General features: G+C 59.0%; 23 protein-coding genes. 15 read left to right on the plus strand and 8 right to left on the minus strand.

The window, feature by feature from the left end:
* Positions 1 to 268 precede the first annotated feature (268 nt).
* Positions 269 to 1,231 carry a signal recognition particle-docking protein FtsY gene (gene ftsY / locus DRW39_RS10360; RefSeq protein ID WP_116106959.1) on the minus strand — a complete coding sequence of 321 codons (963 nt, stop codon included), beginning with the start codon at positions 1,229 to 1,231 and terminating at the stop codon, positions 269 to 271.
* Positions 1,232 to 1,282: 51 nt separating this feature from the next.
* The gene (locus DRW39_RS10365; RefSeq protein ID WP_157976041.1) at positions 1,283 to 1,897 is read right to left on the minus strand and encodes an HAD family hydrolase; all 615 of its coding nucleotides are present in this window, start codon (positions 1,895 to 1,897) and stop codon (positions 1,283 to 1,285) included.
* Positions 1,898 to 2,091: 194 nt separating this feature from the next.
* Between DRW39_RS10365 and DRW39_RS10370 the strand changes: the two genes are divergently transcribed.
* Positions 2,092 to 2,910, plus strand: coding sequence for an alpha/beta fold hydrolase (locus DRW39_RS10370; protein ID WP_116106961.1), 819 nt, complete (start codon positions 2,092 to 2,094; stop codon positions 2,908 to 2,910).
* A gap of 207 nt (positions 2,911 to 3,117) precedes the next feature.
* On the opposite strand, the gene DRW39_RS10375 is transcribed toward DRW39_RS10370, so the two are convergent.
* A complete protein-coding gene (locus tag DRW39_RS10375) occupies positions 3,118 to 3,429 on the minus strand; it encodes a F0F1 ATP synthase subunit epsilon (protein WP_116106962.1) in 312 nt (103 codons plus the stop codon).
* A gap of 147 nt (positions 3,430 to 3,576) precedes the next feature.
* A complete protein-coding gene (atpD, locus tag DRW39_RS10380) occupies positions 3,577 to 5,094 on the minus strand; it encodes a F0F1 ATP synthase subunit beta (protein WP_116106963.1) in 1,518 nt (505 codons plus the stop codon).
* Between the two features lie 195 nt (positions 5,095 to 5,289).
* Here atpD and DRW39_RS10385 point away from each other — a divergent pair, with 195 nt between their 5' ends.
* Both DRW39_RS10385 and DRW39_RS10390 read left to right on the plus strand, forming a co-directional pair.
* Positions 5,290 to 5,856 carry an HD domain-containing protein gene (locus tag DRW39_RS10385; protein WP_116106964.1) on the plus strand — a complete coding sequence of 189 codons (567 nt, stop codon included), beginning with the start codon at positions 5,290 to 5,292 and terminating at the stop codon, positions 5,854 to 5,856.
* A gap of 70 nt (positions 5,857 to 5,926) precedes the next feature.
* Entirely contained in the window at positions 5,927 to 7,957 is a 2,031-nt protein-coding gene (locus DRW39_RS10390; RefSeq protein ID WP_116106965.1) for a heavy metal translocating P-type ATPase, read from the plus strand.
* 377 nt (positions 7,958 to 8,334) lie between these two features.
* Here the strand turns inward: DRW39_RS10390 and DRW39_RS10395 are convergent, their stop codons facing one another.
* Entirely contained in the window at positions 8,335 to 8,913 is a 579-nt protein-coding gene (locus DRW39_RS10395) for a hypothetical protein (RefSeq protein WP_157976042.1), read from the minus strand.
* Positions 8,914 to 9,378: 465 nt separating this feature from the next.
* Entirely contained in the window at positions 9,379 to 9,912 is a 534-nt protein-coding gene (locus DRW39_RS10400) for a hypothetical protein (RefSeq protein ID WP_157976043.1), read from the minus strand.
* 144 nt (positions 9,913 to 10,056) lie between these two features.
* Between DRW39_RS10400 and DRW39_RS10405 the strand changes: the two genes are divergently transcribed.
* The 12 genes from DRW39_RS10405 to DRW39_RS10455 all read left to right on the plus strand — a co-directional run bounded on the left by DRW39_RS10405 (position 10,057) and on the right by DRW39_RS10455 (position 22,818).
* Entirely contained in the window at positions 10,057 to 10,530 is a 474-nt protein-coding gene (locus DRW39_RS10405; protein ID WP_116106968.1) for a DUF6428 family protein, read from the plus strand.
* 3 nt (positions 10,531 to 10,533) lie between these two features.
* A complete protein-coding gene (locus tag DRW39_RS10410; protein WP_116106969.1) occupies positions 10,534 to 10,857 on the plus strand; it encodes an ArsR/SmtB family transcription factor in 324 nt (107 codons plus the stop codon).
* Between the two features lie 879 nt (positions 10,858 to 11,736).
* Complete coding sequence (locus DRW39_RS10415; protein WP_116106970.1) at positions 11,737 to 12,186, plus strand: HYC_CC_PP family protein; 450 nt, start codon at positions 11,737 to 11,739, stop codon at positions 12,184 to 12,186.
* 72 nt (positions 12,187 to 12,258) lie between these two features.
* Entirely contained in the window at positions 12,259 to 15,894 is a 3,636-nt protein-coding gene (locus DRW39_RS10420; protein WP_116106971.1) for an efflux RND transporter permease subunit, read from the plus strand.
* A 196-nt stretch (positions 15,895 to 16,090) separates the two neighbouring features.
* A complete protein-coding gene (locus DRW39_RS10425) occupies positions 16,091 to 17,377 on the plus strand; it encodes a TolC family protein (RefSeq protein WP_198664842.1) in 1,287 nt (428 codons plus the stop codon).
* A gap of 10 nt (positions 17,378 to 17,387) precedes the next feature.
* Positions 17,388 to 19,181 carry an efflux RND transporter periplasmic adaptor subunit gene (locus DRW39_RS10430; protein ID WP_116106973.1) on the plus strand — a complete coding sequence of 598 codons (1,794 nt, stop codon included), beginning with the start codon at positions 17,388 to 17,390 and terminating at the stop codon, positions 19,179 to 19,181.
* A 4-nt stretch (positions 19,182 to 19,185) separates the two neighbouring features.
* Positions 19,186 to 19,755 carry a helix-turn-helix transcriptional regulator gene (locus DRW39_RS10435; protein WP_116106974.1) on the plus strand — a complete coding sequence of 190 codons (570 nt, stop codon included), beginning with the start codon at positions 19,186 to 19,188 and terminating at the stop codon, positions 19,753 to 19,755.
* 77 nt (positions 19,756 to 19,832) lie between these two features.
* Positions 19,833 to 20,393 carry a DUF3347 domain-containing protein gene (locus DRW39_RS10440; RefSeq protein ID WP_116106975.1) on the plus strand — a complete coding sequence of 187 codons (561 nt, stop codon included), beginning with the start codon at positions 19,833 to 19,835 and terminating at the stop codon, positions 20,391 to 20,393.
* 40 nt (positions 20,394 to 20,433) lie between these two features.
* The gene (locus DRW39_RS10445; protein ID WP_116106976.1) at positions 20,434 to 20,904 is read left to right on the plus strand and encodes a DUF305 domain-containing protein; all 471 of its coding nucleotides are present in this window, start codon (positions 20,434 to 20,436) and stop codon (positions 20,902 to 20,904) included.
* Between the two features lie 55 nt (positions 20,905 to 20,959).
* Positions 20,960 to 21,289, plus strand: a complete 330-nt coding sequence (locus tag DRW39_RS10450) for a four-helix bundle copper-binding protein (RefSeq protein WP_116106977.1) — start codon at positions 20,960 to 20,962, stop codon at positions 21,287 to 21,289.
* Positions 21,290 to 21,368: 79 nt separating this feature from the next.
* A complete protein-coding gene (locus DRW39_RS22780) occupies positions 21,369 to 21,497 on the plus strand; it encodes a hypothetical protein (protein WP_255419249.1) in 129 nt (42 codons plus the stop codon).
* 88 nt (positions 21,498 to 21,585) lie between these two features.
* Positions 21,586 to 22,818, plus strand: a complete 1,233-nt coding sequence (locus DRW39_RS10455) for a permease (protein WP_116106978.1) — start codon at positions 21,586 to 21,588, stop codon at positions 22,816 to 22,818.
* A gap of 106 nt (positions 22,819 to 22,924) precedes the next feature.
* Here DRW39_RS10455 and DRW39_RS10460 read toward each other — a convergent pair whose 3' ends face one another.
* Both DRW39_RS10460 and DRW39_RS10465 read right to left on the minus strand, forming a co-directional pair.
* Entirely contained in the window at positions 22,925 to 23,461 is a 537-nt protein-coding gene (locus DRW39_RS10460) for a GNAT family N-acetyltransferase (protein ID WP_116106979.1), read from the minus strand.
* A 150-nt stretch (positions 23,462 to 23,611) separates the two neighbouring features.
* The gene (locus tag DRW39_RS10465) at positions 23,612 to 23,806 is read right to left on the minus strand and encodes a hypothetical protein (protein WP_116106980.1); all 195 of its coding nucleotides are present in this window, start codon (positions 23,804 to 23,806) and stop codon (positions 23,612 to 23,614) included.
* Positions 23,807 to 23,895 lie beyond the last annotated feature (89 nt).

Consider the following 23,895-nt stretch of genomic DNA (forward strand, 5'->3'; position numbering starts at 1 on the left):
CGTTTTCTTTGCTTTAAGAACGCTTTTTATAATACCAGAGGCCTACCTCCTGAAAAAGCGAGCACAAAGGTAAGCTTTTCTTTTCGGAAAACCTAACCGTCAGGCAATTGGAATCATTTTTTTGCGTGGGACCGCAGGTAGAAGGTTTTCCGGGTCGCCTGGAGCCAGGTAACTCGCTCCGATTCCTACCCAATTCACCGGCATGTTTTTACCTGCGCACCGCCGCAACGGTACACTATTCAAGCAGTGTACGGATAAGCGGCACCCGCTAAAAGGCATCCCCGAAAAGGCTGTTTACGAAGGCCCGCTTGTTGAAGACTTGCAGGTGCTCCATCCCCTCCCCTACTCCGATGTACCGGATGGGTACCTGGAACTGGTCGGTGATACCGATGGCGACGCCGCCCTTGGCCGTACCGTCGAGTTTGGTGAGCGCCAGGGAATCGACCTCCGTTGCTGCGGTAAAGGCTTTGGCCTGTTCGATGGCGTTCTGGCCGGTGGTGGCATCCAGTACGAGCAATACCTGGTGGGGAGCACCGGGCATGGCTTTCGTGACGGAGCGCTTGATCTTGGAGAGCTCCTTCATCAGGTTGAACTTGGTGTGCAGGCGGCCGGCGGTGTCGATGATGGCCACGCTGCAGTCGTTCTTTTTGGCGAACTGCACGGTTTCGTAGGCAACGGCGGCCGGGTCCGTATTCATTCCCTTGCTGTAGAACTCGCAACCGACGCGATCGGCCCAGATCCCGAGCTGATCCACGGCCGCGGCGCGGAAGGTGTCGGCGGCACCCAGTACGACCTTATGTCCCTGCTGCTTAAACTGGTTGGCCAGCTTACCGATGGTAGTCGTCTTTCCTACGCCGTTGACACCAACGACCAGAATGACGGCTGGGCGCTCCGTAGTGGGCAGGACATAGTCGTCGAAGTCCTCGTTGTTCTGCTCGGCGAGCAGGTTGACGATCTCGTCGCGCAGGATATGATTCAGCTCACTGGTATTGAGGTAACGGTCCTCGGCGACGCGGGCCTCGATCCGCTGGATGATCTTGATGGTCGTATCCAGGCCGACATCGCTGGAAATCAGCACGTTCTCCAGTTCGTCCAGTACTTCCTCGTCGACGCGGTCCTTACCGGCGACCGCTCTACCGAGCTTATTAAAGAAACCTTCCTTGGTCTTTTCGAGACCCTTGTCGAGATCCTCTTTCTTGTCGGCGGTAAAAAACTTCTTGAAAAAACTCATGCGTGTCGCGATTTACGGGCGCAAAGGTAACGCATGAGATGGCGTTAGGATTCATCGCCGGGAAAGCGGCCGCGGCAGACGAAGCTTGGGCAGCAGCCGGCGACCCGCCATGGCGTGCAACTGATTTCCGACTTCCGCCTCAGGCAGATGCTCCAGCAGGAAGTTCGGCAACTGGAGAAGGGAGTCCAGCATGGCGTGGTGGGGGGCCACCGCCAGCTCGTTATAGGCGTGGCGACCGTTACAAACGGCTACGTTAAAATGAACGTGCGCCTGGCTGGCCAGGTGCAGCAGGCGGGGAGTATCCACCGCTGTAAAACTAAAACGGGGGTTTTGGAGACCGGCGTTTTCCTGGGCCATCCGCACCGGATTGTCCTTACACAACTGGTCGGTGATCACTTCCTGTACGATACCATCTTCCTCGACCGACCACTGCAGGCGATCCAGTAATAATATGGTATCCGCCCGGTTAAAGTCACTGAGGAGGCAGATTCGGACACCCCGGCGTCGTAGCCAGGCGAAAATGGCTTCCACCCCCGGCATTTTTTCCAGGGAGGCGGTTGGCAGATAGCCATCCATATCCTCCTGCACCCCGACGCACATGTCGTTGAGATGGAAAATAGCCAGCTGGAGGTGGCGGTCGCTCATCAGGTTAGGTGGATAGGTCACTTCGGTATACGTATCAACTCAGCAAGTCGCTGCGGTAATTAAATGGATGGCAGGACTTTATAACGATAAAATTAAGTCGGCGGCCCATATTCCACACGCTGTGGAAAACGATTTAATGTAAGCTTAATATTCGGGTCGTACCTTTTGCCCCTTCCCTTACAAACCCTTAACCTACGGGGGGCGTTCTTCCTATTATGAAACAGCAGGGGCTGAGTTCCGGAATCCTACACCATACCATTTACCACCAGGGCGACCATTGCGACTGGATGGTCTTCATACACGGTGCCGGAGGCAGCTCCATCACCTGGAAGCACCAGGTGAAGGCCTTTAAGCCTTTTTTCAACCTGCTGCTGATCGATATGCGCGATCATGGCTACAGCAAGGACCTGGAACCGGAATACAGCACCTACGATTTCGATATCGTAACGGATGACGTCCTGCGCACCATCGACCACGTCGGACTCACCCGGGCTCATTTTCTCTCCCTTTCCCTGGGCAGCATCGTGCTCCAGCGCCTGTACGACCGCCGCCCCGAACTCATCGAGTCGATGATCATGGCCGGGGGTGTATTCAAGGCCGATTGGAAGATCCGGCTGTTTGCCCACAGCGGGAAGTTCCTGAGCTACTTCGTTCCTTTCCGGTGGATCTACGATACGTTCATCATGATCGTCCTGCCGCGCGAAAACCATGCGCCCAGTCGCCGCCTCTACCGGCTGCAGTCCAAAAAGCTGACCCCAACCGAATTCCTCAAATGGCTGGGGCTTTACCGCGACTTCTTCAGCATCGTCAAGCGGTTCTACCGGCGCAAGCTGAAGACATCCAGCCTGATCGTGATGGGAGGACAGGACCACGTGTTCCTGGAAGCCGCCCAACGCTTCGCACGCAAACAAGCCCACCATGCGGAACTGGTCGTGCTGGAAGGTTGTGGCCACCTATGTAATCTGGAAGAGGTACAGCGTTTTAATGATGCCGTGCTGCGCTTTCTGGACAAGCCAGTGAAACCGGCGGCCTAAAGGCTCCTAGTTTGGGGAGCTGAATCGTCTAAATCGACGCAAGACCAATCCATGCCAGCTCACCTCGAATGGGATTTCTGCCCCTCGGGATTACCCGCCTACTCATTTAATTTGACGGTAAGGAAACGCTGAGCAAACTGTCAGGATATCTTCGGGCAAGTAATACGGCGTGTCGAAAGCCAGGATGGCCTCGAAGGCTTCGAAGGTCTAGTGGAGGTTACGAGCGCCCTGTACCAGCAGGTTCACCTCGTTGTTCAGCACTTCCACGAATCCGCGGTCGATGCTGAAGCTGAGGCTGCGATTGCTGGTTGCGTCCTTTTTCATACCACTGGCGTCCTCATCGTAATAACGATACTCGCCGGCGGCGGTTACCAGCGTCACCCGTCCGGTCGACAGGCTCGATACCAACGGGGCGTGATTATCCAGGATCTGAAAGCTACCGTCCGTCCCGGGCAGGGCAACCTTGCTCACGTTGCCGGTAAAGATGGTACGATCGGGAGTTAGAACGGAGATTTTCATAGTACGGTAGGCTGTGTATAGTACGGTAGGCTTGGGTACGGTAGTACAGTAGGCAGTATACAGTACGGTAGGCTTGGGTACGGTAGTACGGTAGGCTTATACCGGGGGCCGTTTACGGTACGGTGACCTACTGTACTACCGTACTAACTACGCTGCGTTAGCAGCCAGTTGCTTCTTACCCTTTTCGATGGCGTCCTCGATGGTGCCGACCAGGTTGAAGGCATCTTCGGGGTACTTATCTACTTCGCCGTCGATGATCATGTTGAAGCCCTTGATGGTATCCTTGATGTCGACGAATACGCCTTTGAGGCCGGTGAACTGCTCGGCAACGTGGAAGGGTTGGCTCAGGAAGCGCTGTACCCGGCGGGCGCGGCTTACGACAAGCTTGTCTTCTTCGCTGAGTTCGTCCAGACCGAGGATCGCGATGATGTCCAAAAGCTCGTTGTAGCGGGCCAGGATGTTGATCACGCGCTGGGCGGTATTGTAGTGCTCGTCGCCGATGATAGCCGGGTCGAGGATACGGCTGGTGCTATCCAGCGGGTCGACCGCAGGGTAGATACCCTGCGAGGCAATCTTACGGTTGAGTACCGTGGTCGCGTCAAGGTGAGCGAAGGTCGTAGCGGGAGCGGGGTCGGTCAAGTCATCCGCAGGTACGTATACGGCCTGTACGGAGGTGATCGATCCGCGCTTGGTGGAGGTAATACGCTCCTGCATCAGCCCCATCTCCGTGGCCAGGGTCGGCTGGTAACCTACGGCTGAAGGCATCCGGCCAAGCAGCGCGGATACTTCGGAACCGGCCTGGGTAAAGCGGAAGATGTTGTCAACGAAGAAGAGGATATCGCGGCCGCCGGTAGGATCACTGAGGTCACCGTCGCGGTAGTACTCGGCGATGGTCAGTCCGGAGAGGGCCACACGGGCACGGGCTCCGGGAGGCTCGTTCATCTGACCGAAAACGAAGGTGGCTTTGGATTGCTCCAGTTCCTTCATATCGACCTTGCTGAGGTCCCAGCCTCCTTTCTCCATGTCGTGCTTGAAGTCGTCGCCGTACCGGATGATACCGGCTTCGATCATTTCACGCAGGAGGTCATTTCCTTCGCGGGTACGCTCCCCTACCCCGGCAAATACCGAGATCCCGTCGTATCCTTTGGCGATGTTGTTGATCAGCTCCTGGATAAGTACCGTCTTACCTACACCGGCACCTCCGAAGAGACCGATCTTTCCGCCCTTGGTATAGGGCTCGATGAGGTCGATTACCTTGATACCGGTGAAGAGGGGCTCGCGGTCAGTGGCGAGATTCTCGAACATCGGTGCCTCGGCGTGGATGGGCCGGGCGTCGGCTCCCTTGGGTACGGCAGCCATACCGTCGATCGGTTCTCCGACGACGTTGAACAGGCGTCCCTTGATGGCGGGGCCAACGGGCATGGCGATCGGCAGGCCGGTATCCACTACGTCGACACCGCGGGTGAGTCCGTCGGTGGCGTCCATGGCGATCGTCCGGACGCCGTCTTCACCGAGGTGTTGCTGCACCTCGAGTACGAGGGTCTCCCCGTTGGAGCGCTTGATTTCAAGGGCGTTGAGAATGGCGGGCAGCGAGGCACCTTCGGCGGCGAAGGAAACGTCGACTACGGGACCGATTACCTGCTTGACTTTACCGATGTTGGCCATTTGTCTGAGCTTCTTTGTAGTGGAAGGGGGTTACAATTGAGGCGCAAAAGTACGAAACACTTTTCAATTTGAGGCAGCCCGACGCTTTTACTTTACTCTAGGAAGGAGAAGACCGCACATACTGTACCTTGCTCACGGTACAGCGTCCGAGTTGTCGATCCTTCTTACCTTCCCAGTTCCATTCAGCAACCTTCCATGAATCACCGCAAGAGTATTCTTTACCGCGCCGGCCGCTACGTGACCCAGTTGCTGATCCACCAATTGCCGAAAGACCGCGTTTTTCATAACCTGCACCACACCATCAACGTGATGCAGGGGGCGCTAAAAATCGGTAAGGAAGAAGGCCTGGACGAGAACGAACTGGAGATCGTCATGCTGGCCGCCTGGTTTCACGATACGGGACATATCAAGACTTACACCGGTCACGAACGGGTCAGTATGGATATCGCCCGGGAATGGCTGGAAAAGGAAAATTACCCGGAGGAGGGTATCGAGGAAGTTCTCCGCTGTATAGAAGTGACGACCATGCCGCAGCGGCCGGAAGACACCATCGAGAACGTGATGTGCGATGCCGACCTATACCACCTATCCTTTAATACCTACGATCATTACCAGGAAATGCTCCGGGAGGAATTGCGCCGGGAGCTGGGCATAGAAGTGAGCGACGAAGACTGGTACCAGCAGAACACCGCCTTTCTCACTAACCATAAATACTGGACCAAATACGGTCAGCGCGTGCTCGAATGCCGAAAGAGTGTTTAGCTCCGGCCTTCGATCAATTATCTATCGTGCCCGTTCTGCCGGGTGATCACTTACCAAGGCCACCCCGCTTATGGCACATCCCCCCGCTCCTACTTCCGAGGCTTCCGCTAGCACATCCGACCACGCCGGACACGATCACGGTCACGCCGCCGGTCTGCTCGGGGAACGCACCGAGCTCTACTTCGCCATCGCCAGTGGCGTTTTCTGGCTTGCCGGATTGCTCCTGGGCATCTTTGCGGACCTACCGGAGTCTATTGGTATCGGCATCTTCGTAGCCGCCATTTTTTTCGGAGGATACTATGCGACCATCGAAGCTTACGAGGGGGTGTCGTCCGGTCGTTTCGAGATTGACTTTCTGATGATCGTCGCCGCGGCCGGTGCCGCCGCCCTCGGGAAATGGGAGGAAGCCGGCCTGCTGCTGTTTTTGTTCAGCCTCGGTCACGCCCTGGAACACTATGCCATGGCGCGCGCACGAAAATCTATTTCCGCCCTCGCCGAATTGGCTCCCGCTACGGCCCTGCTCAAGACCCCGGACGGTGGCACCAGCGAAGTCGACGTGGAAGAACTGGCGATCGGCGACGTCGTGGTTGTCAAGCCCAATTCTAAAATTCCGGCCGACGGCGTGGTGATCAGCGGGAATAGCGCCGTCGACCAGGCGGCGATCACCGGAGAAAGCGTACCGGTCGATAAGATCGCCGTAAAGAACCCCGATAGTACCTACGTCTTAGCGGATCTACCCGCCGAGCACCGCACCTTCGCCGGAACGATCAACGGTAGCTCGGTGCTGGAAGTCCGCGTATTAAAACCTGCCCGTGATAGCACTCTGGCCAAACTGGTCACCCTGGTGCAGGAAGCCGAAACGCAGAAATCACCGACCCAGCACCTCACCGATAAATTTGAGCGATACTACGTACCCTCCGTCTTAATCGTAGTAGGCCTACTGTTGCTGGCCTTCCTGGTTATCGACGAAACCTTCGGACAAAGTTTTTACCGTGCCATGGCCGTACTGGTGGCAGCCTCCCCCTGCGCGCTTGCTATATCAACGCCCAGTGCGGTACTTGCCGGAATAGCCCGGGCGGCGCAGAAGGGGGTGCTGGTAAAGGGGGGGCGCCCCTTGGAGGATCTAGGTAGTCTGACGGCAATCGCCTTCGATAAGACGGGGACGCTGACCGAAGGCAAACCTAAACTGACAACGGTGCTGCCCGCGGAGGGAGTGACCCGTCAGGAACTGCTGGCAACGGCCGTATCCGTAGAGGAACTGAGCGATCACCCGCTGGCCGCGGCCATTGTGGCGGGAGGCCGCGAGGAACTCGGCAAGGTGCCCGCCAGCCGGGCTTCCGGGCTGGAGGCCCTCACGGCCCGGGGTATCCGAGCGGAATACGAGGGCGCTACGGTACATATCGGCAACCGGCGGCTTCTGGAGGAAATCACCGGCGCGGATATACCCGCCGAAATCAACCGCCAGATGACCGAACTGGAAACGGGCGGGCACACGGCTATGATGGTCCACCGCGGTGACCGCTACCTCGGCATTATCTCCGTAATGGACGTGGCCCGTGAATCCGCTAAACCTACCCTCGCCGCTCTACGAAAATTGGGGATCAAGCGGATGGTCATGCTCACCGGTGACAACCAACGCGTAGCCAACGCCGTAGCCAAGGAGATCGGCATCACGGACCCGATGGGCAGTTTACTCCCTGAGGATAAAGTGGCGGCTATCCAGAGACTGAAGGACGAAGAGGGACGCGTAGCCATGATTGGCGACGGAGTTAATGACGCCCCGGCCATGGCCAGCAGCACGGTGAGTGTAGCGATGGGGGCCGCCGGTTCGGATGTAGCCCTGGAGACGGCGGATATTGCCTTGATGGCCGACCGGCTGGACAATCTCCCATTTGCCATCGGCCTAAGCCGCGCGGCACGCCGGATTATTCAACAGAACTTGTGGATCAGCTTAGGGGTCGTAGCCATCTTAGTCCCCCTAACAATGCTGGGCATTGCATCCCTCGGGCCGGCCGTGATCGCGCACGAAGGTTCCACCATGGTCGTAGTGGTGAATGCCCTACGACTCCTGGGATACCGCGCCAAGCCTGCGCTTTCGTAAAGCAGGGAATTCAATTTGTCGATGTGAATAGGTCAATGGAGACAAATAGCTAATTCCATACCGGATGTGAGGTTTGGCCATATTGTAGTGTATGGCACTGCACACCCAGTATGGAACTTAAAAACAGTGTCTCATCATAAAAAGCTATTCTTAATTCCCGTAGGGCTTGTTTGGATTTTGGCCTTCCGGCCGACCACGCAGTAGCAGCAAAGCTAAAATCAGTCATTTAGCGCCTGATTAAGGCACCAATAGTGGATCGTAGGAAAGTTAGGAAGTCACTTTTGGTAACTTGGAAGCGGGGAGGGGGGGCCTGCTTTCCGTATAACCAGTTGGAAAAGGGCAAGTCGTAGGCCGGTTGTTGAAGTCCAAACAAGCTCTTAATTGTTGATTGGAATTATACCAATGCCGGTCACCATTGGCTTCACTGAGATGTCGATAGGCTCGTCAATCGTCACTCCGTTTTTGAGGTCGATTATGAGGGTATACCGTATTCTCGCCTTCTTTAAATAGCTCACGACGTCAGTCTCCTCATCGTTCGGTAGGATAGCATAGGTCGGATTTACTTCCACCAGGTCGCCCTTTACCAAATCAACTAAGGGCAGTCCTTGAGCATTAAACCGTAAACGGATCCTGCGGATCTGATCCACAGTCACGGAAGGATTTGGCGTCAGGATTTTAAAATCCACGCTCGTTACGAACGCCTCGTCCAACGCATCTACCGGAAGACCCTTATCGATTAAGTCCTGGGAAATATTTGCGTCGACAGTCTCTTGGAAGGTAAAGGAGGTCTGAGGCTCTTCGGAAGCAGGTATAGTGTATAATATCTGCTGATTATCAATATCGATTTCGATCTTGGTCTTTTCGGCCAAATCGTCCAATTCCTCCAATAGAGTACAGGCTTGAAAAAAGATTGATGAGAGTAGCAGCGAACCGACGGAAAATAAGCGTGTTTTCATAGTGCGTGAAACTAAGGGGTGATTTTTGGGATGCGACGCTGTTCACACAGGTCGAGAATACCCGTGTCGTTGCAACACAAACTTAATTCACGCTTTCATCCCGGTTCTATATCCCCGGTATATTCTGCAATAAATCATCAATACTGGTGATTATTGCACACACGATTCCCCGACCAATGCTCGTATTTTCATATCGCGCTGTCTGCCAGGCAGATAGCCAGACGGTAGCTTTTTTTGAGAGCCACTTTGTCCTGTAAATTCACCGCATCTAGGGATATGCCGTATCCTTTTATTGGCGTATTAAGGCCTGCTACAAATGGTTATTGTTTCCACACCTGGGTAGGTCCCTGGAATTCCCCCTCATCCACTTATCATTTGCTTGCATTCGGTAAAGGGCAAGTGCTCGCAGCTTCGGTTACGCACAAAATGCGATAGAAGATGATCCGCCAAACGGATGTCCACCGGTTAGTTGAAAAGGCTGGTACCAACGGTAAATACTGGTTCAATCTCGAGATTGACCGATTTCGACGGCTGGTCGGTCACGGTCAGTGTAAGTCGGTATTCGATGGTGGGACTTTCCAGATAATCAAGCAGTTCGACGTCCTCCAGCGTCAACAGGGCGGAGCTGCCCTCCCACCCCGCAAAGCTGCCGTTCGCTACCGTAACGGGTGCGCTGTCTCCGGCCACGAGGTCCAATCGGAGTTCCTCAATTGAACCGATGTCGAAATCCGTGTCGGCATCTGCAATTCGCAGGGACACCTGTTCGAATTTGATGGAGGTCAGCATACTCACCGGCAGTCCCCGATCTTTCAGTTTGCCTTCGATGTCCGGGCTATCTACGGACTGGACGATCAACAAGGTGTTGGACTCGTACTGCTCGTGGAGGACTAGGTCTACGGGTGCCCCGCTGACCGAGAAAGATTGCTCGTCCAGTACGCTGCAGGAGGACAGGAAAAGAGCGAAAATGAGGAAAGAGAGCAATTGGGGGAATAAAGACATCGAGAAGAATTGTTCTCTCCAAAACGAGGAGGCGGGAAAGCCCGGTCGCAAGCTGCTTGTTTTAACAGAAAACTTTCAGACAGGAACAGTCTTTCATAGACCTATATAGCAATATTGCTATATTGCGTCAAAATCAGTTTGCCCATGCGTTTATCAAGCCTTAAAACTTACCTCTCCGGCATCGATCGATTCACGATCTCTCTCCCCGACGGAAGTCACGTGCCGGGCCATTTTCACGTTACTGAAGTCGGCGAGGTCACCAAGCACTTCATTGACTGCGGCGGTACGGTCCGCCGGGAGCGGGTAGCTAGTCTGCAGCTCTGGAGCGCCAATGACTACGACCACCGCCTCGCCCCCGACAAACTGATCAAGATCGTCGAGATCGCCAAGCGGGATCTCGGTCTGGGCGACTTGGACATTGAAGTCGAGTATCAGGGCGAACAGACTATCCAGAAATTCGGCCTGGAAGCCACTGACGACGGACTCGTACTCACCACCAAACTCACCGACTGCCTGGCCAAAGACAACTGTGGCGTACCGGATAAGCCGAAAGTCTCCCTTAGCGCTTTCACGGCCAAGTCCGCCAGTTCCTGCGCCCCGGGAAGCGGTTGCTGCTAGACTATGGGTGTCACCAAAACCGAAGCCTACACGGCCGAGCAGCTGCAGCTGGCTACCCTCTCCAAGGCGCTTGGCCATCCCGCCCGCATCGCCATACTCCAGCATTTGCTTCAACTGGATTGCTGTATCTGCCAGGATTTGACCGAGGTCATTGATCTTAGTCAGCCCACCCTCTCCCGCCACCTGAAGGTGCTGCGGGAGGCCGGCCTGATCTCGGGGAGTGCCGATGGGAATAGCATGAGTTACTGCATTTCGCCCGCTCGCTGGCGGGAGGTGCAGAATTTGATTCATAGCTTTTTTGCGCGGTTTGAGGGGGATTGCTGTTGAGATTGGCGGGTGGTTCGCTAGGTCCTTCACTCGCGAGGCCCTCCACTCGCTCGCGCTCGTTACAGACCTCGCTGGGGGTAGACGTCCCTTCCAGGGCCGGTCGGGAGGGGGGCATTGGCAGGCAACCCGAGGGGTAATTGTGCCCGCCTATCACGGCCGTAGGACCTGCAAGTGTCCGTAGGACCTTGGAGTGTCCGGAGAAATGGGGAAAATTTATACCCGGCTGTGGTTCGCGAGGCCCTCCACTCGCTCGCGCTCGTTGCAGACCTCGCTGGGGGTAGACGTCCCTTCCAGGGCCGGTCGGGGGGGAACATTGGCAGGCAACCCGAGGGGTAATTGTGCCCGCCTGGCACGGCCGTAGGACCTGCAAGTGTCCGCAGGACCTTGGAGTGTCCGGAGAAAGAGGGAAGATTTATACCCGGCCATGGTTCGCGAGGCCCTCCACTCGCTCGCGCTCGTTGCAGACCTCGCTGGGGGTAGACGTCCCTTCCAGGGCCGGTCGGGGGGGGGGGACATTGGCAGGCAACCCGAGGGGTAATTGTGCCCGCCTGTCACGGCCATAGGACCTGCAAGTGTCCGCAGGACCTTGGAGTGTCCGGAGAAATGGGGAAGATTTATACCCGGCTGTGGTTCGCGAGGCCCTCCACTCGCTGGCGCTCGTTGCAGACCTCGCTGGGGGTAGACGTCCCTTCCAGGGCCGATCGGGGGGGGGGCATTAGCAGGCAACCCGACGCTTAATTATGCCTGCCGATCACGGCTACAGGACCTGCAAGTGTCCGTAGGACCTTGGAGTGTCCGGAGAAAGAGAGAGCTTCAATTCTCCCCCACCCCTAAACCCAACCCACAAGTAAATCGTATTTAATACGTTAGCTTCTTACCGTGATCCGCATCCTTCCCCTCTTCCTGGCCCTTACCATGCTCGTCGGCTCCGTCGGCGTGACGGTGAACCGCCATTTCTGCATGGGGGAGCTGAAGACACTTACGCTCTTCGGCAAGTCCGAAGCCTGTGAGATGGAGGCGGTGCTAAGCAAGCCGGCCTGCCCGATGCACGCCAAGTCGCAATCCATCTTCGCCGGAGAGGGCCAGGGAGAGGTCAAAAAAGGCTGCTGCGACGATGAATCCGAGTTCGTCAGCTGGGACGACGATCGCCAACTCAGCGAAATCGCTCCCCTGCCCCCGCTGGCCTGGATGATGCCCGTGCCACCTGCTTCCCTGTTTCCCGAACGGGCACTTTACCTGCGCTCCGCCGCCCTACCCCTCTACCAAAATTACCGACCGCCCCCGCTCGTGATCGACGTGCCGAGCCGCTGGCAGGTCTTCCGTTTGTAGTCCAGGTCCTTCCCCCCGAATGCCTTTCACCGTCCGCGTGAAGGGCTTATCTCGTTGTGCTAAGGCCTAATTATGTTAGCTGCAATCATTCGTTTTTTCCTGGAAAATAAGCTGGTCGTCTGGCTGCTCCTCCTCGGCTTCGTGGGCTGGGGACTGGCCACCGCGCCCTTCAACTGGGAGGCCGTCGGCTTCCTGCCGCGCGATCCCGTGGCTGTCGATGCCATCCCCGACATCGGCGAGAACCAGCAGATCGTGTTCACCCCCTGGCCCGGCCAGTCGCCGCAGGACGTGGAGAACCAGATCACCTACCCCCTCACCTCCGCCCTGCTCGGCATCCCGGGCGTGCGCAGCGTGCGCTCCACCTCCATGTTCGGCTACTCGAGCATCTACCTGATCTTCGAGGAGGACATCGAATTTTACTGGTCGCGCAGCCGCATCCTCGAAAAGCTGAACAGCCTGCCGGAGGGAGTCTTGCCCGACAATGCCGTTCCCGCCCTCGGCCCGGATGCGACCTCCCTGGGGCAGATTTTCTGGTATACCCTGGAGGGACGCAGCCCCGAAGGCGAGCCGGTCGGCGGCTGGGACCCCGACGAGCTCCGGAGCCTCCAGGACTTTTACGTCCGCTACGGGCTGAGCGCGGCCGGCGGCGTGAGCGAGGTAGCCAGCGTGGGCGGCTTCGTCAAGGAATACCAGGTGGACGTCGACCCGGAACGCATGCGGGTGTACGGCATCACCCTCGATCAGGTCATGCGGGCGGTGCGGGGCAGCAACCAGGACATCGGTGCCGCCACCCTGGAAATCAACCTGGCGGAGTACTTCGTCCGTGGACTGGGCTACGTCGAAGACCTGCAGGACCTGTCCTCCACGGTCGTATCGGAGGCCAACAACGTACCGGTCCGCCTTTCCGACATCGCCACCGTCAACATCGGGCCCGCCGAACGCCGCGGCCTGCTCGACAAATCGGGGGCCGAGGCCGTCGGCGGCGTGGTCGTGGCCCGCTACGGCGCCAATCCGCTGGAGGTCATCAACAACGTCAAGGCCGCTATCGCCGAACTGCAGCCGGGACTACCGGAGCGCACCATTCCCCTCTCCTCTGGAGAGGGGTTAGGGGAGAGGGATAGTATCGTCAGCAAGGTCACCATCGTCCCCTTCTATGACCGCAGCAACCTCATTTACGAAACCCTCGGCACGCTCGAGGAGGCCCTGACGCTGGAGATCGTCATCACGGCGTTGGTGGTGATCCTGCTCCTCTTCAACCTCCGCTCTTCCCTGCTCGTGGCGGGCACCCTACCGGTGGGCGTGCTGATGTGCTTCATCGCCATGCGCTACTTCGGGGTGGACGCTAACATCGTGGCGCTTTCCGGCATCGCGATCGCCATCGGCACCATGGTCGACATGGGCATCGTCCTCGCCGAGAGCATGGTCTACCGCCTCGAGAACGCCCCGCCCGGGGAAAGCAAGCTGGAAAGCATCTACGAGGCGACGGTGGAGGTGGCCTCCGCGGTGCTGACGGCCGTAGCCACCACGGTCATCAGCTTCCTGCCGGTCTTCACCATGGAGGCTGCGGAGGGCAAGCTGTTCCGCCCCCTCGCCTTCACGAAGACCTTCGCGCTCGTTGCCGCCATCTTCGTCAGCATCGCCTTCATTCCCGCGCTGGCGCATCAGTTGTATGGGATAAGGGGGCGGCGGAGCGCAGGTAAAGCGCCCTCCAATAAACAGTCGGCCCTGCGGTGGACGAGAACCCTGGTCAACTTGGTCCTCGCGATCCTCCTGGCCTGGTTGCTGGCCGGCATCTGGATGCCGCTCGGCGTCGACGACAGCCGCTTGTTAAACTTCCTTTTCATCGTAGTGGTCGCGGGTAGCTTCCTGCTCTTCTTCTGGGCGGTGATTCGATTCTACGAACAGATCCTGCGATTTCTGCTCCGCGCCAAGTTGCTTTTCCTGCTGCTGATCGGCCTGCTCGTGGCCGCCGGCTTCATGGTGTACCGCAGCATCGGGGAGGAATTTATGCCGGCCCTGGGCGAGGGCACCTTTCTGCTCATGCCCACCGCCATGCCGCACGCCGGGGTCGCCGAAAACCTGCGGAACCTGCGGACGCTGGACATGGCCGTGACCACCATCCCGGAGGTGGACATTGTCGTCGGTAAGGCCGGCCGGGTAAACAGCGCGCTGGATCCCGCGCCGCTGTCGATGTACGAGAACATCGTCCAGTACAAGAGCGAGTACGCCACGGACGAGAACGGGCGCCGCATCCGCTTCAAGGTGGACGACGAGGGACGCTTTTTGTACCGTGACAAGGCCGGCGGGTTGGCTCCCCTCTCCCCTGGAGAGGGGCCGGGGGAGAGGGATATGATCCCCGACCCCGACGGCAAGTACTTCCGCCAGTGGCGCGACCATATCCGCAGCCCCGACGATATCTGGGAGGAGATCATCAGCGCCGTGAACCTGCCCGGCGTCACCTCCGCGCCGAAACTGCAGCCCATCGAGACCCGGCTGGTGATGTTGCAGACCGGCATGCGGGCGCCCATGGGCATCAAGGTACGGGGCACCGACCTCCAGACCATCGAAGACTTCGGCCTCGAACTCGAACGGGAGCTGAAGGAAGTGGAGGGCGTAAAGGACGTCGCCGTCTACGCCGACCGGATCGTCGGCAAGCCCTACCTCCTGCTGGACATCAAGCGGGACGCCATCGCCCGCTACGGCCTGTCGATCACCGACGTACAGAGCCAGATCCAGGCCACCGTGGGCGGAATGGTGATGACCACCACCGTAGAGGGTCGGGAGCGCTACGCCGTCCGCCTCCGCTACCCCCGCGAGTTGCGCGACGACCCGCATAGCATCCGCCGCATCCTGGTGCCCACGGGTAGCGGCCAGCAAATTCCCCTGGGTGAACTCATCGACATCCGGTACGAACAGGGGCCGCAGATGATCAAGAGCGAGGACGGCTTCCTGGTGGGCTACGTGCTGTTTGACAAGCTGGATGGCTACTCGGAAGTAGAAGTAGTCCGCAACGCGCAGAACTACCTCGAGCGCCTGACCCGCGCCGGTGACCTGGAAGTGCCGCCCGGCATCAACTACCGCTTCGCGGGCAACTACGAGCAGCAGGTACGGGCCGATGCAAGACTAAAGCTGGTATTGCCGATCGCCCTGGGTATGATCTTCCTGATCCTGTACTTCCAGTTCCGGTCGGTGACTACCACCCTGATGGTCTTCAGCGGCGTCTTCGTAGCATTCTCCGGCGGCTTCCTGATGTTGGCGGCCTACGCGGAGCCCTGGTTCCTGGACTTTAACTTCTTCGGCAGCAACCTACGCGATCTCTTCCAGATGCACACCATCAACCTGAGTGTCGCTGTATGGGTAGGCTTCCTGGCGCTGTTTGGAATTGCCACCGACGACGGCGTGCTGGTTGCCACCTTCCTGCGCGACAGCTTCGAGCGCAACGAGCCCACTACGGTGGCCGAAGTACGGGACGCCGTCGTGGAAGGCGGGCTACGCCGCGTCCGTCCGGCCATGATGACCACCGCCACGACCATCCTGGCCCTCCTGCCGGTGCTTACGGCGACGGGCCGCGGAGCCGATATTATGGTACCGATGGCCATCCCGAGCTTCGGAGGCATGCTGCTGCAGGTGGTCACGATGTTTACGGTGCCGGTGCTGTGGAGTTTACGGGCGGAATATAAAGTGAAAAGACGGAGTTATGGGAAGTAGAAAGAGAAGCGCGAAGGATAACCGCAGAGGCGCAGAGTTGACGCAGAGCTTTCGCAAAGGTTTAGCTAGCGGCCTCCGGGTCGGAGCGTACAAAGCGGTTTCCGACCGCGATGTTAGACTGCGGCCTCCGGCCGCGGAAGTAAGAAGCGGTCTCCGACCGCGAGAGTGCGATGCGGTCTCCGACCGCGCCGGCAAAATGCGGTCTCCGACCGCGGTGAAGAACTCCCCCCCTCTGTGGAACCTCCGTGAAACCCTCCGTGCCCCCTCCGTGGTGAACCTATCCCGCATAGCACTTCTGCTAATCCTCTCCCTACCCCTAAACTCCCAATCCCTAGACTCCCTACGCCACCTACTCCGCGAAAACAACCCCCAACTACAGGCCCTCAACTACGAATACCGCGCGGCCAGCACCCTCGGCCGCCAGGAATCGCAGCTGATGGACCTGGAGGTAGGCGGCGGGATTTCGCCCATGCCGGTGGAGACCCGCCTCGGGCCCCAGATCGCCCGGATCGGCGTTACCCAGATGCTGCCCTGGCCCGGCACCCTGGCAGCGATGGCGGACCTGGCCGACGCCCGTGCACAGCCCCTGCTGGAAGAAGCAGCGGCCCGGCAGCTCGACCTGACCTACGAACTGGAAGTAGCTTACTACCGCATCGTGGAGGCCGAGGCCCGCATCGCTACGCTCCAGACCAGCCTGACGCTGTTTGCCAGTTTGCGGGAGATCGCCCTAAGCCGGGTGGAAAACTCGCGGGGGAGCAGCGTGGACGTCTACCGCAGTGAAATGGAAACGAACGCCGCCGCCCGGGAGATCCGCTCCCTCGAAGCCGAGCAGGCACTGGCCTGGACGCGCATCGAGGAACTCGTGAACCAGGAACTGCCCCGGGTGCTGGTCGTACCGGAAGCGCGCCCCTTCCCCACCCTCCCCGGTGCCGACCTCTACGACAACCACCCGCTGGTCCGGATCTATGCCCTACAGGAAGAGATTTCCCGCCGCGCGCTGGCAGTCAACGATCTGGACGCCCGTCCGGACTTTGGCGTCGGCCTGGAGTACGCCGTCATGGGTAAACGCACCGACGCCGACCCGGAGGGCAACGGACAGGACATGATCATGCCGAACGTGATGGTGCGCTTTCCCCTCAGCAAGGGCAAGTACGCCGCGAAACGCGAGGAGGAAGAACTCCGGGTGCGGGTGATCGGGGCGCAGCGCACGGTCGTCGTCAACGAACTGCGCTCCGCCCTCGAAGCCGCCCGCATTGCCGCCGCCGACGCGGCCGACCGCCTGGCCTTCCTCGACGAACAGATCGAGCTGACCGAGGCGGCCCTGTCCATCGCCCGCACGGAGTACGCAAATTCCCGCCGCCCCTTCGACGAGCTGCTGCGGCTGCAGAACGACCTGGTCGACTACCAACTCCAGGCCATCGCCACCCGAACCACCCGCTTCAACCAGATCGCCACGGCGGATCGCTACCTGCCCCGGCAGTAAATCCAACACCATGAAGACGCAAACTTTGCTCTACATTCTATTTGCCCTCTTATTAGGATTATTGGGAGGGTATCTGCTATTCGGAGCGACTTCGGATGGTTCGGCGGACGAGCACGCTCGGCAGACGAACCATCCGGAGCACGCTGAGCAGGCGGGCCAGACGTGGACCTGCTCCATGCACCCCCAGATTCAGCGGGAGGAACCCGGGGATTGCCCGATCTGCGGTATGGACCTGATCCCGATGAACGAAGCGCCCGGCTCGGATCCGGCCGTGCTCACCATGACGGAGGCGGCGGTAGCCCTCGCGCGGGTACGGACCACCAGAGTCGGTAGTAGCGTCGAGCGGGCAGCGACTACGGAGGACGACGAGCAGGCACTTACGTTGACGGGGCGGCTTTCCACCGACGACCGCACCGCCGCGGTGGAATCGGTCGACTACGGGGGGCGGTTGGAGCGACTCTTCGTCACCTTCGAAGGAGAGCGGGTTAGCGCCGGCCAGCGGATCGCTACCATCTATTCCCCGGAACTGGTCGTAGCCCAGGAAGAACTACTGGAAGCGCTCAGGCTGCGGGCGCTCTCCCCCGAGCTGCTTACCGCGGCCCGCAATAAACTTCGCAACCTGGAAATCAGCGACGAGCAGATCACCGAAATCGAGGAGAGCGGGGAGGTACGGACCGAATTTCCGGTGTACGCGGACCGGGGCGGCACCGTGCTCGAGATCCGCGCCCGGGTGGGCGACTACGTATCGGCCGGCGCGCCGCTCTACACCCTGACCGATTACGACCGCCTGTGGGCGCTCTTCGATGCCTACGAACGGGACCTCGCCGAGATTGAGGTGGGCGATCCGGTGACCTTCAGCGTGGCCTCCCTGCCGGAACAGACTTTCCGGGCGCGTATAAGCTTCATTAATCCGGTGATCAACCCGGAAACCCGGACGGCCTCGGTGCGGGCCGAGGTGAATAATCGCGGCGGTCGCCTGAAACCGGAGATGTTCGTCACCGGGCGGATCGAAGTGGGCCGTTCCGGTGGGTCGCCGGAGGGTCCGCTCGTCGTACCGGCCACTGCGGTACTGTGGACCGGTGAGCGGTCCGTGGTGTACGTGGAGGTGCCCGACGCCGACGTACCCTCTTACGAATTCCGGGAAGTGGAACTCGGTGAACGCAGCGGCAACGCGTATGTAGTCGCCTCCGGCCTGGAGGCCGGCGAAAGCGTGGTGACGAACGGCGCCTTCCAGATCGACGCGGCCGCCCAGCTGAACAACCAATTGAGTATGATGAACCGGGACGTCCGGATTCAGGGCCGGGACGCCGCGGGTATGACCGCTATGCCCGTAGCCGACTACCGGGACGAGACCCCGGCGGCCTTCCGCGATCAGCTTTCCACGCTGGTGCAGGCATACCTGCCGCTCAAGGACCGCATGGTGGCTTCGGAGCCGGTCGGTGCAGCCGTACTGGATCCGCTGGCCGACGCCCTGGGTGGCGTCGACATGATGCTGCTGGAGGAGGAGCCCCACCAGTACTGGATGGAGCAGTTAAACGCCCTGAACGGCCACCTGGAAGCCCTGGCCGGAACCGACGACCTGGAGGAACAACGGCGGCAGTTCAGCTTCTTCTCCCAGGCGCTGATCAACACGCTGACCGCCTTTGAAGCAGACGGCGAACTCTACGTACAGCGCTGTCCCATGGCTTTCAATAACGAGGGCGCGAATTGGATCAGCGAGCAGTCGGCCATTCGCAACCCCTACTTCGGGGACGCGATGCTCACCTGTGGGTCCACGATCGATACGCTGAATACCGTAAATTAAAGTCATGCCCCAACCGACGACCCTCTACATCGACCATATGGTGTGCGACCGCTGCAAAATGGCCGTGCGTCAGGTCCTTGACAACCTGGGATGGCGGATCGAGCGCCTGGACCTCGGCCGCGTCACCGCACTACCGCCGGCCGGAAACGCGCGGGAAACCCTACTACGGGGCCAGTTGGAAAACCTCGGCTTCCGGCTACGGGAGGGAGCACCGGGCCCCGTCAGCCGGATCAAAGGGCTGATCATCGACCACGTATACAACGACCATCCGGATCACCGGGGGAGCATCGCGGAGCTGATCACGGCGGACATCGGTCTGAGTTATTCCCATCTGAGTCGGCTCTTTTCCCGCGAGGAGGGGCGGACCATCAATGACTTCTACCGCCTGCAACGGATGGAGCGAGCCAAACACCTGCTGGTCACCACCAACGAGCAGGTGGCGCGCATTGCCGAGCAGCTCAACTACGGCAGTTCGGCGCGCTTTGCGGCGGCCTTCCGGCGGGAAGCCGGCATGGCTCCTACCGTCTTCCGCGGACGGGGGCAGTTTGTTGCCCGCCCGCTGGATGAACTTTGACCGCATAGTTTGGCTATAAAGAACATAAAGTGAACAAGCATGCGGTCCCGCAGCCCTGTTCCATAACAAAGGTTTCCATGAAAATTCAAGCATTCTTTCTTATCGTTCTCCTTTCTCTGGCCCTCAGCGGCTGCGGCAGCGATGCGAGTGCGCCGACCGAAAATGCCACCGAAACGGGCATCGAGCAGACGACGCCAGCGGAAGCCGAAGCCACCGAAGTCATCGACGTGGCCGACGCCGAATTTTCGGATGCCCTCATCGACAAGGTATTTCAGAACTACCTGGAGCTACGCACCGCCCTGGTGAACAGCAATGCCGCCACGGCCGCGGATGCCGCCGGCAACATGGCCGACACCTTCACCGACGAGCGAGAGGAACTCCGTACCCTCGCCACCCAGATCGCCGAAGCGGAGGAGCTGGACATTCAGCGTACCTACTTCGCCGCGCTCACCACGGAGATGGAGCGCTTCTTTGAGGATGCCCTCTCGTCGGGTACGATCTACAAACTGCACTGCCCCATGGCCTTCGACGGGGAGGGTGCCGATTGGTACTCCGAAGTGAGCGAGATCCGCAACCCGTATTTCGGAGACAAGATGCTCACCTGTGGCCGGGTGGAAGAGGAGATCACCGGCGGATAGTTTCTTTTTTCCTGCGCTCCGCCGCCCTATATATCACGCGATGCAACACGAAAATACCCACGGAAAACCCTACCTACGATTTGCCCTGATGATGGCTATTTCCTTCGTCATCATGTATACCGTCATGTTCCTGAACGTGGACGTCTTCGAGCACGTCATGCTGAGCCCTACGCGCACCTACATGACCGCCTTGATGATCGCCCCGATGGTGCTCATCATGATGGGTTTTATGTGGACCATGTACAAAAATAAGGTCTGGAACTACCTCATCATGGCCACGGCGATCGTCGTTTTCGTGCTCTGCTACGTCGGCCTGCGCCAACAAATTTTCGTGAGCGACGTCCAGTGGATGAAGGCCATGATCCCCCACCACTCCTCGGCCATCATGGTCAGCCAGAAAGCCCACCTGAAGGACCCGGAAGCCATCAAATTAGCAGAAGAAATAATAGAAGCCCAGGAGAAGGAAATCGCCGAGATGAAACGGATGATCTACCGATTAGAAAACGAATAGTAACCAGCAACCACCAACCACCAACCACCAACCACCCAACAAATCCCCCCAACCCATGAGTGCCCCCCTAAACGTAAAATACCTCGACTGCCTAGAAGCCTGCCAACGCTGCCTGATCGACTGCAAAGTGTGCCTGACCAAGATGGCCGGCATGAAATCGATGAACGACTGCCCCTGGTGCTGCATCCAGTGCATCGAGGTGCTGCAAGCCAGCATCGGATTGATGGCGGCCGACAGCAAATTCGCCGCCGAGCACTGCCAGCTGTGCGCCAAAGTGTGCGAATACTGCGCCGAGCAGTGCGAAGCCCACGATCACGACCACTGCCAGCGCTGCGCCGAGAGCTGCCGCGAATGTGCCGCGGAATGCCGGAAGATGGCCGCCTGATCGTCTGCCGTGGGCCGAATGCGTACGGACATCCCGGAGCAAAGTGGCCTAATTCTCCCGTAGAGGAAACCGTGACCAGGTGAAAGATTGCTGTCAACCAGATGAACGTCCGGGGCTACTTAAGCGAGTGGTCCGAACCGTGACGAAGACCGTGCTGCTGGTCCTGGCACTGGCCGCGGCGGCGGCCGTGTTGCTGAAACTGATCTGAAGGACCGATTTCTTAACCAGGAAGTCCGTCAAATTCCGGGCCACCCTCCGGTGCGTACCGGATTCAAGGCTACCACCACCTGACCGCAATGAATGATTTTCTGACGCAATGGGGCGAGGCCGCCTACACTACCGTCGGCTTTTTCTGGATGGCGCTCTGGGCCTTTGCTTTTGGCTATCTGGTGAGCAGCATGATCCAGGTGCTGGTGACCCAGGAGCGCATGAAACAAGCCATGGGCGGCGAAGGAGTCAAACAGGTCGGACTGGCTGCCGTCTTTGGCTTCATCAGTTCGTCTTGCAGCTTCGCGGCGCTGGCGACCACCAAATCGCTCTTTAAAAAAGGCGCCGGCTTCGTGCCTTCCATCGCCTTTCTGCTGGCCAGTACCAACCTGGTAATCGAGCTGGGGGTGGTGATCGCGGTCTTCCTCACTTGGCAGTTCGTCGTGGGGGAATACCTCGGGGGCCTGCTGCTCATCGGGGCCAGTTGGCTATTCATACGCCTGACGCGCCCGAAGGACCTGATCCAACACGCCCGCGAACGGCTCGGGGACGACGGGGACGATCGGGACAAGGACCTGCCCGACTGGAAAGAGCGCATCCGGGAATACGACGCCTGGAAGAAAATCGGTAAGCGCTACCGAATGGAATGGGGCATGGTGTGGAAGGACGTGACCGTCGGCTTTACCATCGCGGGCATCGTGGCGGTCTTCATTCCCACGGGCTTTTACGAGACGCTGTTCATCGGTACGGGCTCGTCGGGCGACGGGGGCTACTCCTTCCTGCAGATACTGGAGCACGTCCTGATCGGACCGGTCATGGCCTTCATCACCTTCATCGGAAGTATGGGCAACATTCCGCTCGCGGCCGTGCTCTTCGACAACGGGGTCAGCTTCGCGGGGGTGATGGCCTTCATCTTCAGCGACCTGGTCGTCTTCCCGGTGCTGCGGATCAACGCGAAGTACTACGGCTGGAAAATGGCGCTATATATCCTCCTGACGCTTTTCGTGTCGCTTGTCGCCACGACCCTGCTGCTCCACTACGGCTTTTCGCTGGCCGGCCTCCTCCCGGAAGGGGCGGGAGAAGGGGGAGGGATAACCGATCAGCAGTTCTTCAAAGTCGATTATTCCTTCTGGCTCAACCTGGCGTTTCTGCTCGGTTCGGGGGTTTTGGGCTGGCTGAGCACCCGCAAGATCCACGATGAAAGTCTGAAGGGGATGCACGAAATGCCCGACAAGGGATGGGTAGCAACCTTACTGTTCTGGCTGGCGATGGTGAGCTACGCGTGGCTGGCGGTGGGGCTATGCCTCAAGTTCTTGACGTAGGCCTCGCTGGCGAAAGGCTTCACGGCGGTTTTGAACACGTAGTCACGCGAATTATTACCACGTGAGATGACCACAGCTCGTACCGGCTGCTAAAGGGCAAAGGATCCTAAAGCTCCCGCCAAAATCGCCACATCCCCCGCCGGGCCGGGTACATCCGCGGCATGTCCAGGGTGAAGTGACCGCCCTGCCGGAAGCCGGTTCCCGCGTAAAAGGCGAGCGAGCTTTCGGCCGAGTCCATGGCTTCGAGCCACAGGCACTGATCGTCCCGCCTACGGCAGGTATTGACCAGTCGCCTGACCGCTTGCTTCCCGATGCCCCGGCCGTGGGTGGCGGGATCGAGGTAGAGGCGGTGCAGTTTCGTGGCGGACAATTCCGGACAGTCGGGGCAGGATACGCCCTGCACGCTACGGACGATGCCCACCGCTTTGCTGCCGTCGAATATAAAACGGTAGTCGGCCCGGTCGTCGGCCATTTCCTGCTCGAAGTTCTCCTTTCCGTACTGTCTTTGCAGGTACCACTTGCCGCCGTCCGGCCACAAGTAGGCGTATACGGGCGGATAGATCCGCTGCATCAGGTCGAATAAAGCCGGCTGGTCCGCCGCCGTAATCGGAACGAATCGGGGCTCCGTCAGGGGTGAGTGCATGTGCTAAAGGTAATTGGCCCTTCTTAAAACTTGCTAATGCTCGTCTAAATTGCCAGTTTTCCTTTATCCCCTACTCCCCTTCCGTGTCTAGTCCGAGCCAAGCGTAATACAAACCGGCATCGCGCAGCAGCTTTCGGACACGCACCTTCACTAGCCCGCCCGGTCCATCCACCACACGCATGCCCGCTGCAGCGCCAGACCGGCAATCTTGCCGCGGGACTCCTCCGGGCGTTCCTGCCGCAGTTGATTGGCAATCTCGATGGCCTGCTCGCGCAGCTCCGGATCGAAATCCTGAAAATCGTCACCGAAGTCGGTGGCGGTGAAGGGTTGGGATTCCTCTGTCATGGTTCTATACCGCTGTTTATGATAGGGATAAAGGTTAACAGGCGAAATAGACATCCGATGTCGAATCATTTCACCCACCGCTATAATCC

This window comes from Lewinella sp. IMCC34191 (genome assembly GCF_003390935.1).
Lineage (GTDB): Bacteria > Bacteroidota > Bacteroidia > Chitinophagales > Saprospiraceae > Neolewinella.

Coding starts and splice junctions, on each gene's coding strand:
- ftsY (WP_116106959.1), bottom strand. CDS start 1,231: ATGAGTTTTTTCAAGAAGTTTTTTACCGCCGACAAGAAAGAGGATCTC.
- DRW39_RS10370 (WP_116106961.1), top strand. CDS start 2,092: ATGAAACAGCAGGGGCTGAGTTCCGGAATCCTACACCATACCATTTAC.
- DRW39_RS10375 (WP_116106962.1), bottom strand. CDS start 3,429: ATGAAAATCTCCGTTCTAACTCCCGATCGTACCATCTTTACCGGCAAC.
- atpD (WP_116106963.1), bottom strand. CDS start 5,094: ATGGCCAACATCGGTAAAGTCAAGCAGGTAATCGGTCCCGTAGTCGAC.
- DRW39_RS10385 (WP_116106964.1), top strand. CDS start 5,290: ATGAATCACCGCAAGAGTATTCTTTACCGCGCCGGCCGCTACGTGACC.
- DRW39_RS10390 (WP_116106965.1), top strand. CDS start 5,927: ATGGCACATCCCCCCGCTCCTACTTCCGAGGCTTCCGCTAGCACATCC.
- DRW39_RS10395 (WP_157976042.1), bottom strand. CDS start 8,913: ATGAAAACACGCTTATTTTCCGTCGGTTCGCTGCTACTCTCATCAATC.
- DRW39_RS10400 (WP_157976043.1), bottom strand. CDS start 9,912: ATGTCTTTATTCCCCCAATTGCTCTCTTTCCTCATTTTCGCTCTTTTC.
- DRW39_RS10405 (WP_116106968.1), top strand. CDS start 10,057: ATGCGTTTATCAAGCCTTAAAACTTACCTCTCCGGCATCGATCGATTC.
- DRW39_RS10410 (WP_116106969.1), top strand. CDS start 10,534: ATGGGTGTCACCAAAACCGAAGCCTACACGGCCGAGCAGCTGCAGCTG.
- DRW39_RS10420 (WP_116106971.1), top strand. CDS start 12,259: ATGTTAGCTGCAATCATTCGTTTTTTCCTGGAAAATAAGCTGGTCGTC.
- DRW39_RS10425 (WP_198664842.1), top strand. CDS start 16,091: ATGCGGTCTCCGACCGCGGTGAAGAACTCCCCCCCTCTGTGGAACCTC.
- DRW39_RS10430 (WP_116106973.1), top strand. CDS start 17,388: ATGAAGACGCAAACTTTGCTCTACATTCTATTTGCCCTCTTATTAGGA.
- DRW39_RS10435 (WP_116106974.1), top strand. CDS start 19,186: ATGCCCCAACCGACGACCCTCTACATCGACCATATGGTGTGCGACCGC.
- DRW39_RS10440 (WP_116106975.1), top strand. CDS start 19,833: ATGAAAATTCAAGCATTCTTTCTTATCGTTCTCCTTTCTCTGGCCCTC.
- DRW39_RS10445 (WP_116106976.1), top strand. CDS start 20,434: ATGCAACACGAAAATACCCACGGAAAACCCTACCTACGATTTGCCCTG.
- DRW39_RS10450 (WP_116106977.1), top strand. CDS start 20,960: ATGAGTGCCCCCCTAAACGTAAAATACCTCGACTGCCTAGAAGCCTGC.
- DRW39_RS10455 (WP_116106978.1), top strand. CDS start 21,586: ATGAATGATTTTCTGACGCAATGGGGCGAGGCCGCCTACACTACCGTC.
- DRW39_RS10460 (WP_116106979.1), bottom strand. CDS start 23,461: ATGCACTCACCCCTGACGGAGCCCCGATTCGTTCCGATTACGGCGGCG.
- DRW39_RS10465 (WP_116106980.1), bottom strand. CDS start 23,806: ATGACAGAGGAATCCCAACCCTTCACCGCCACCGACTTCGGTGACGAT.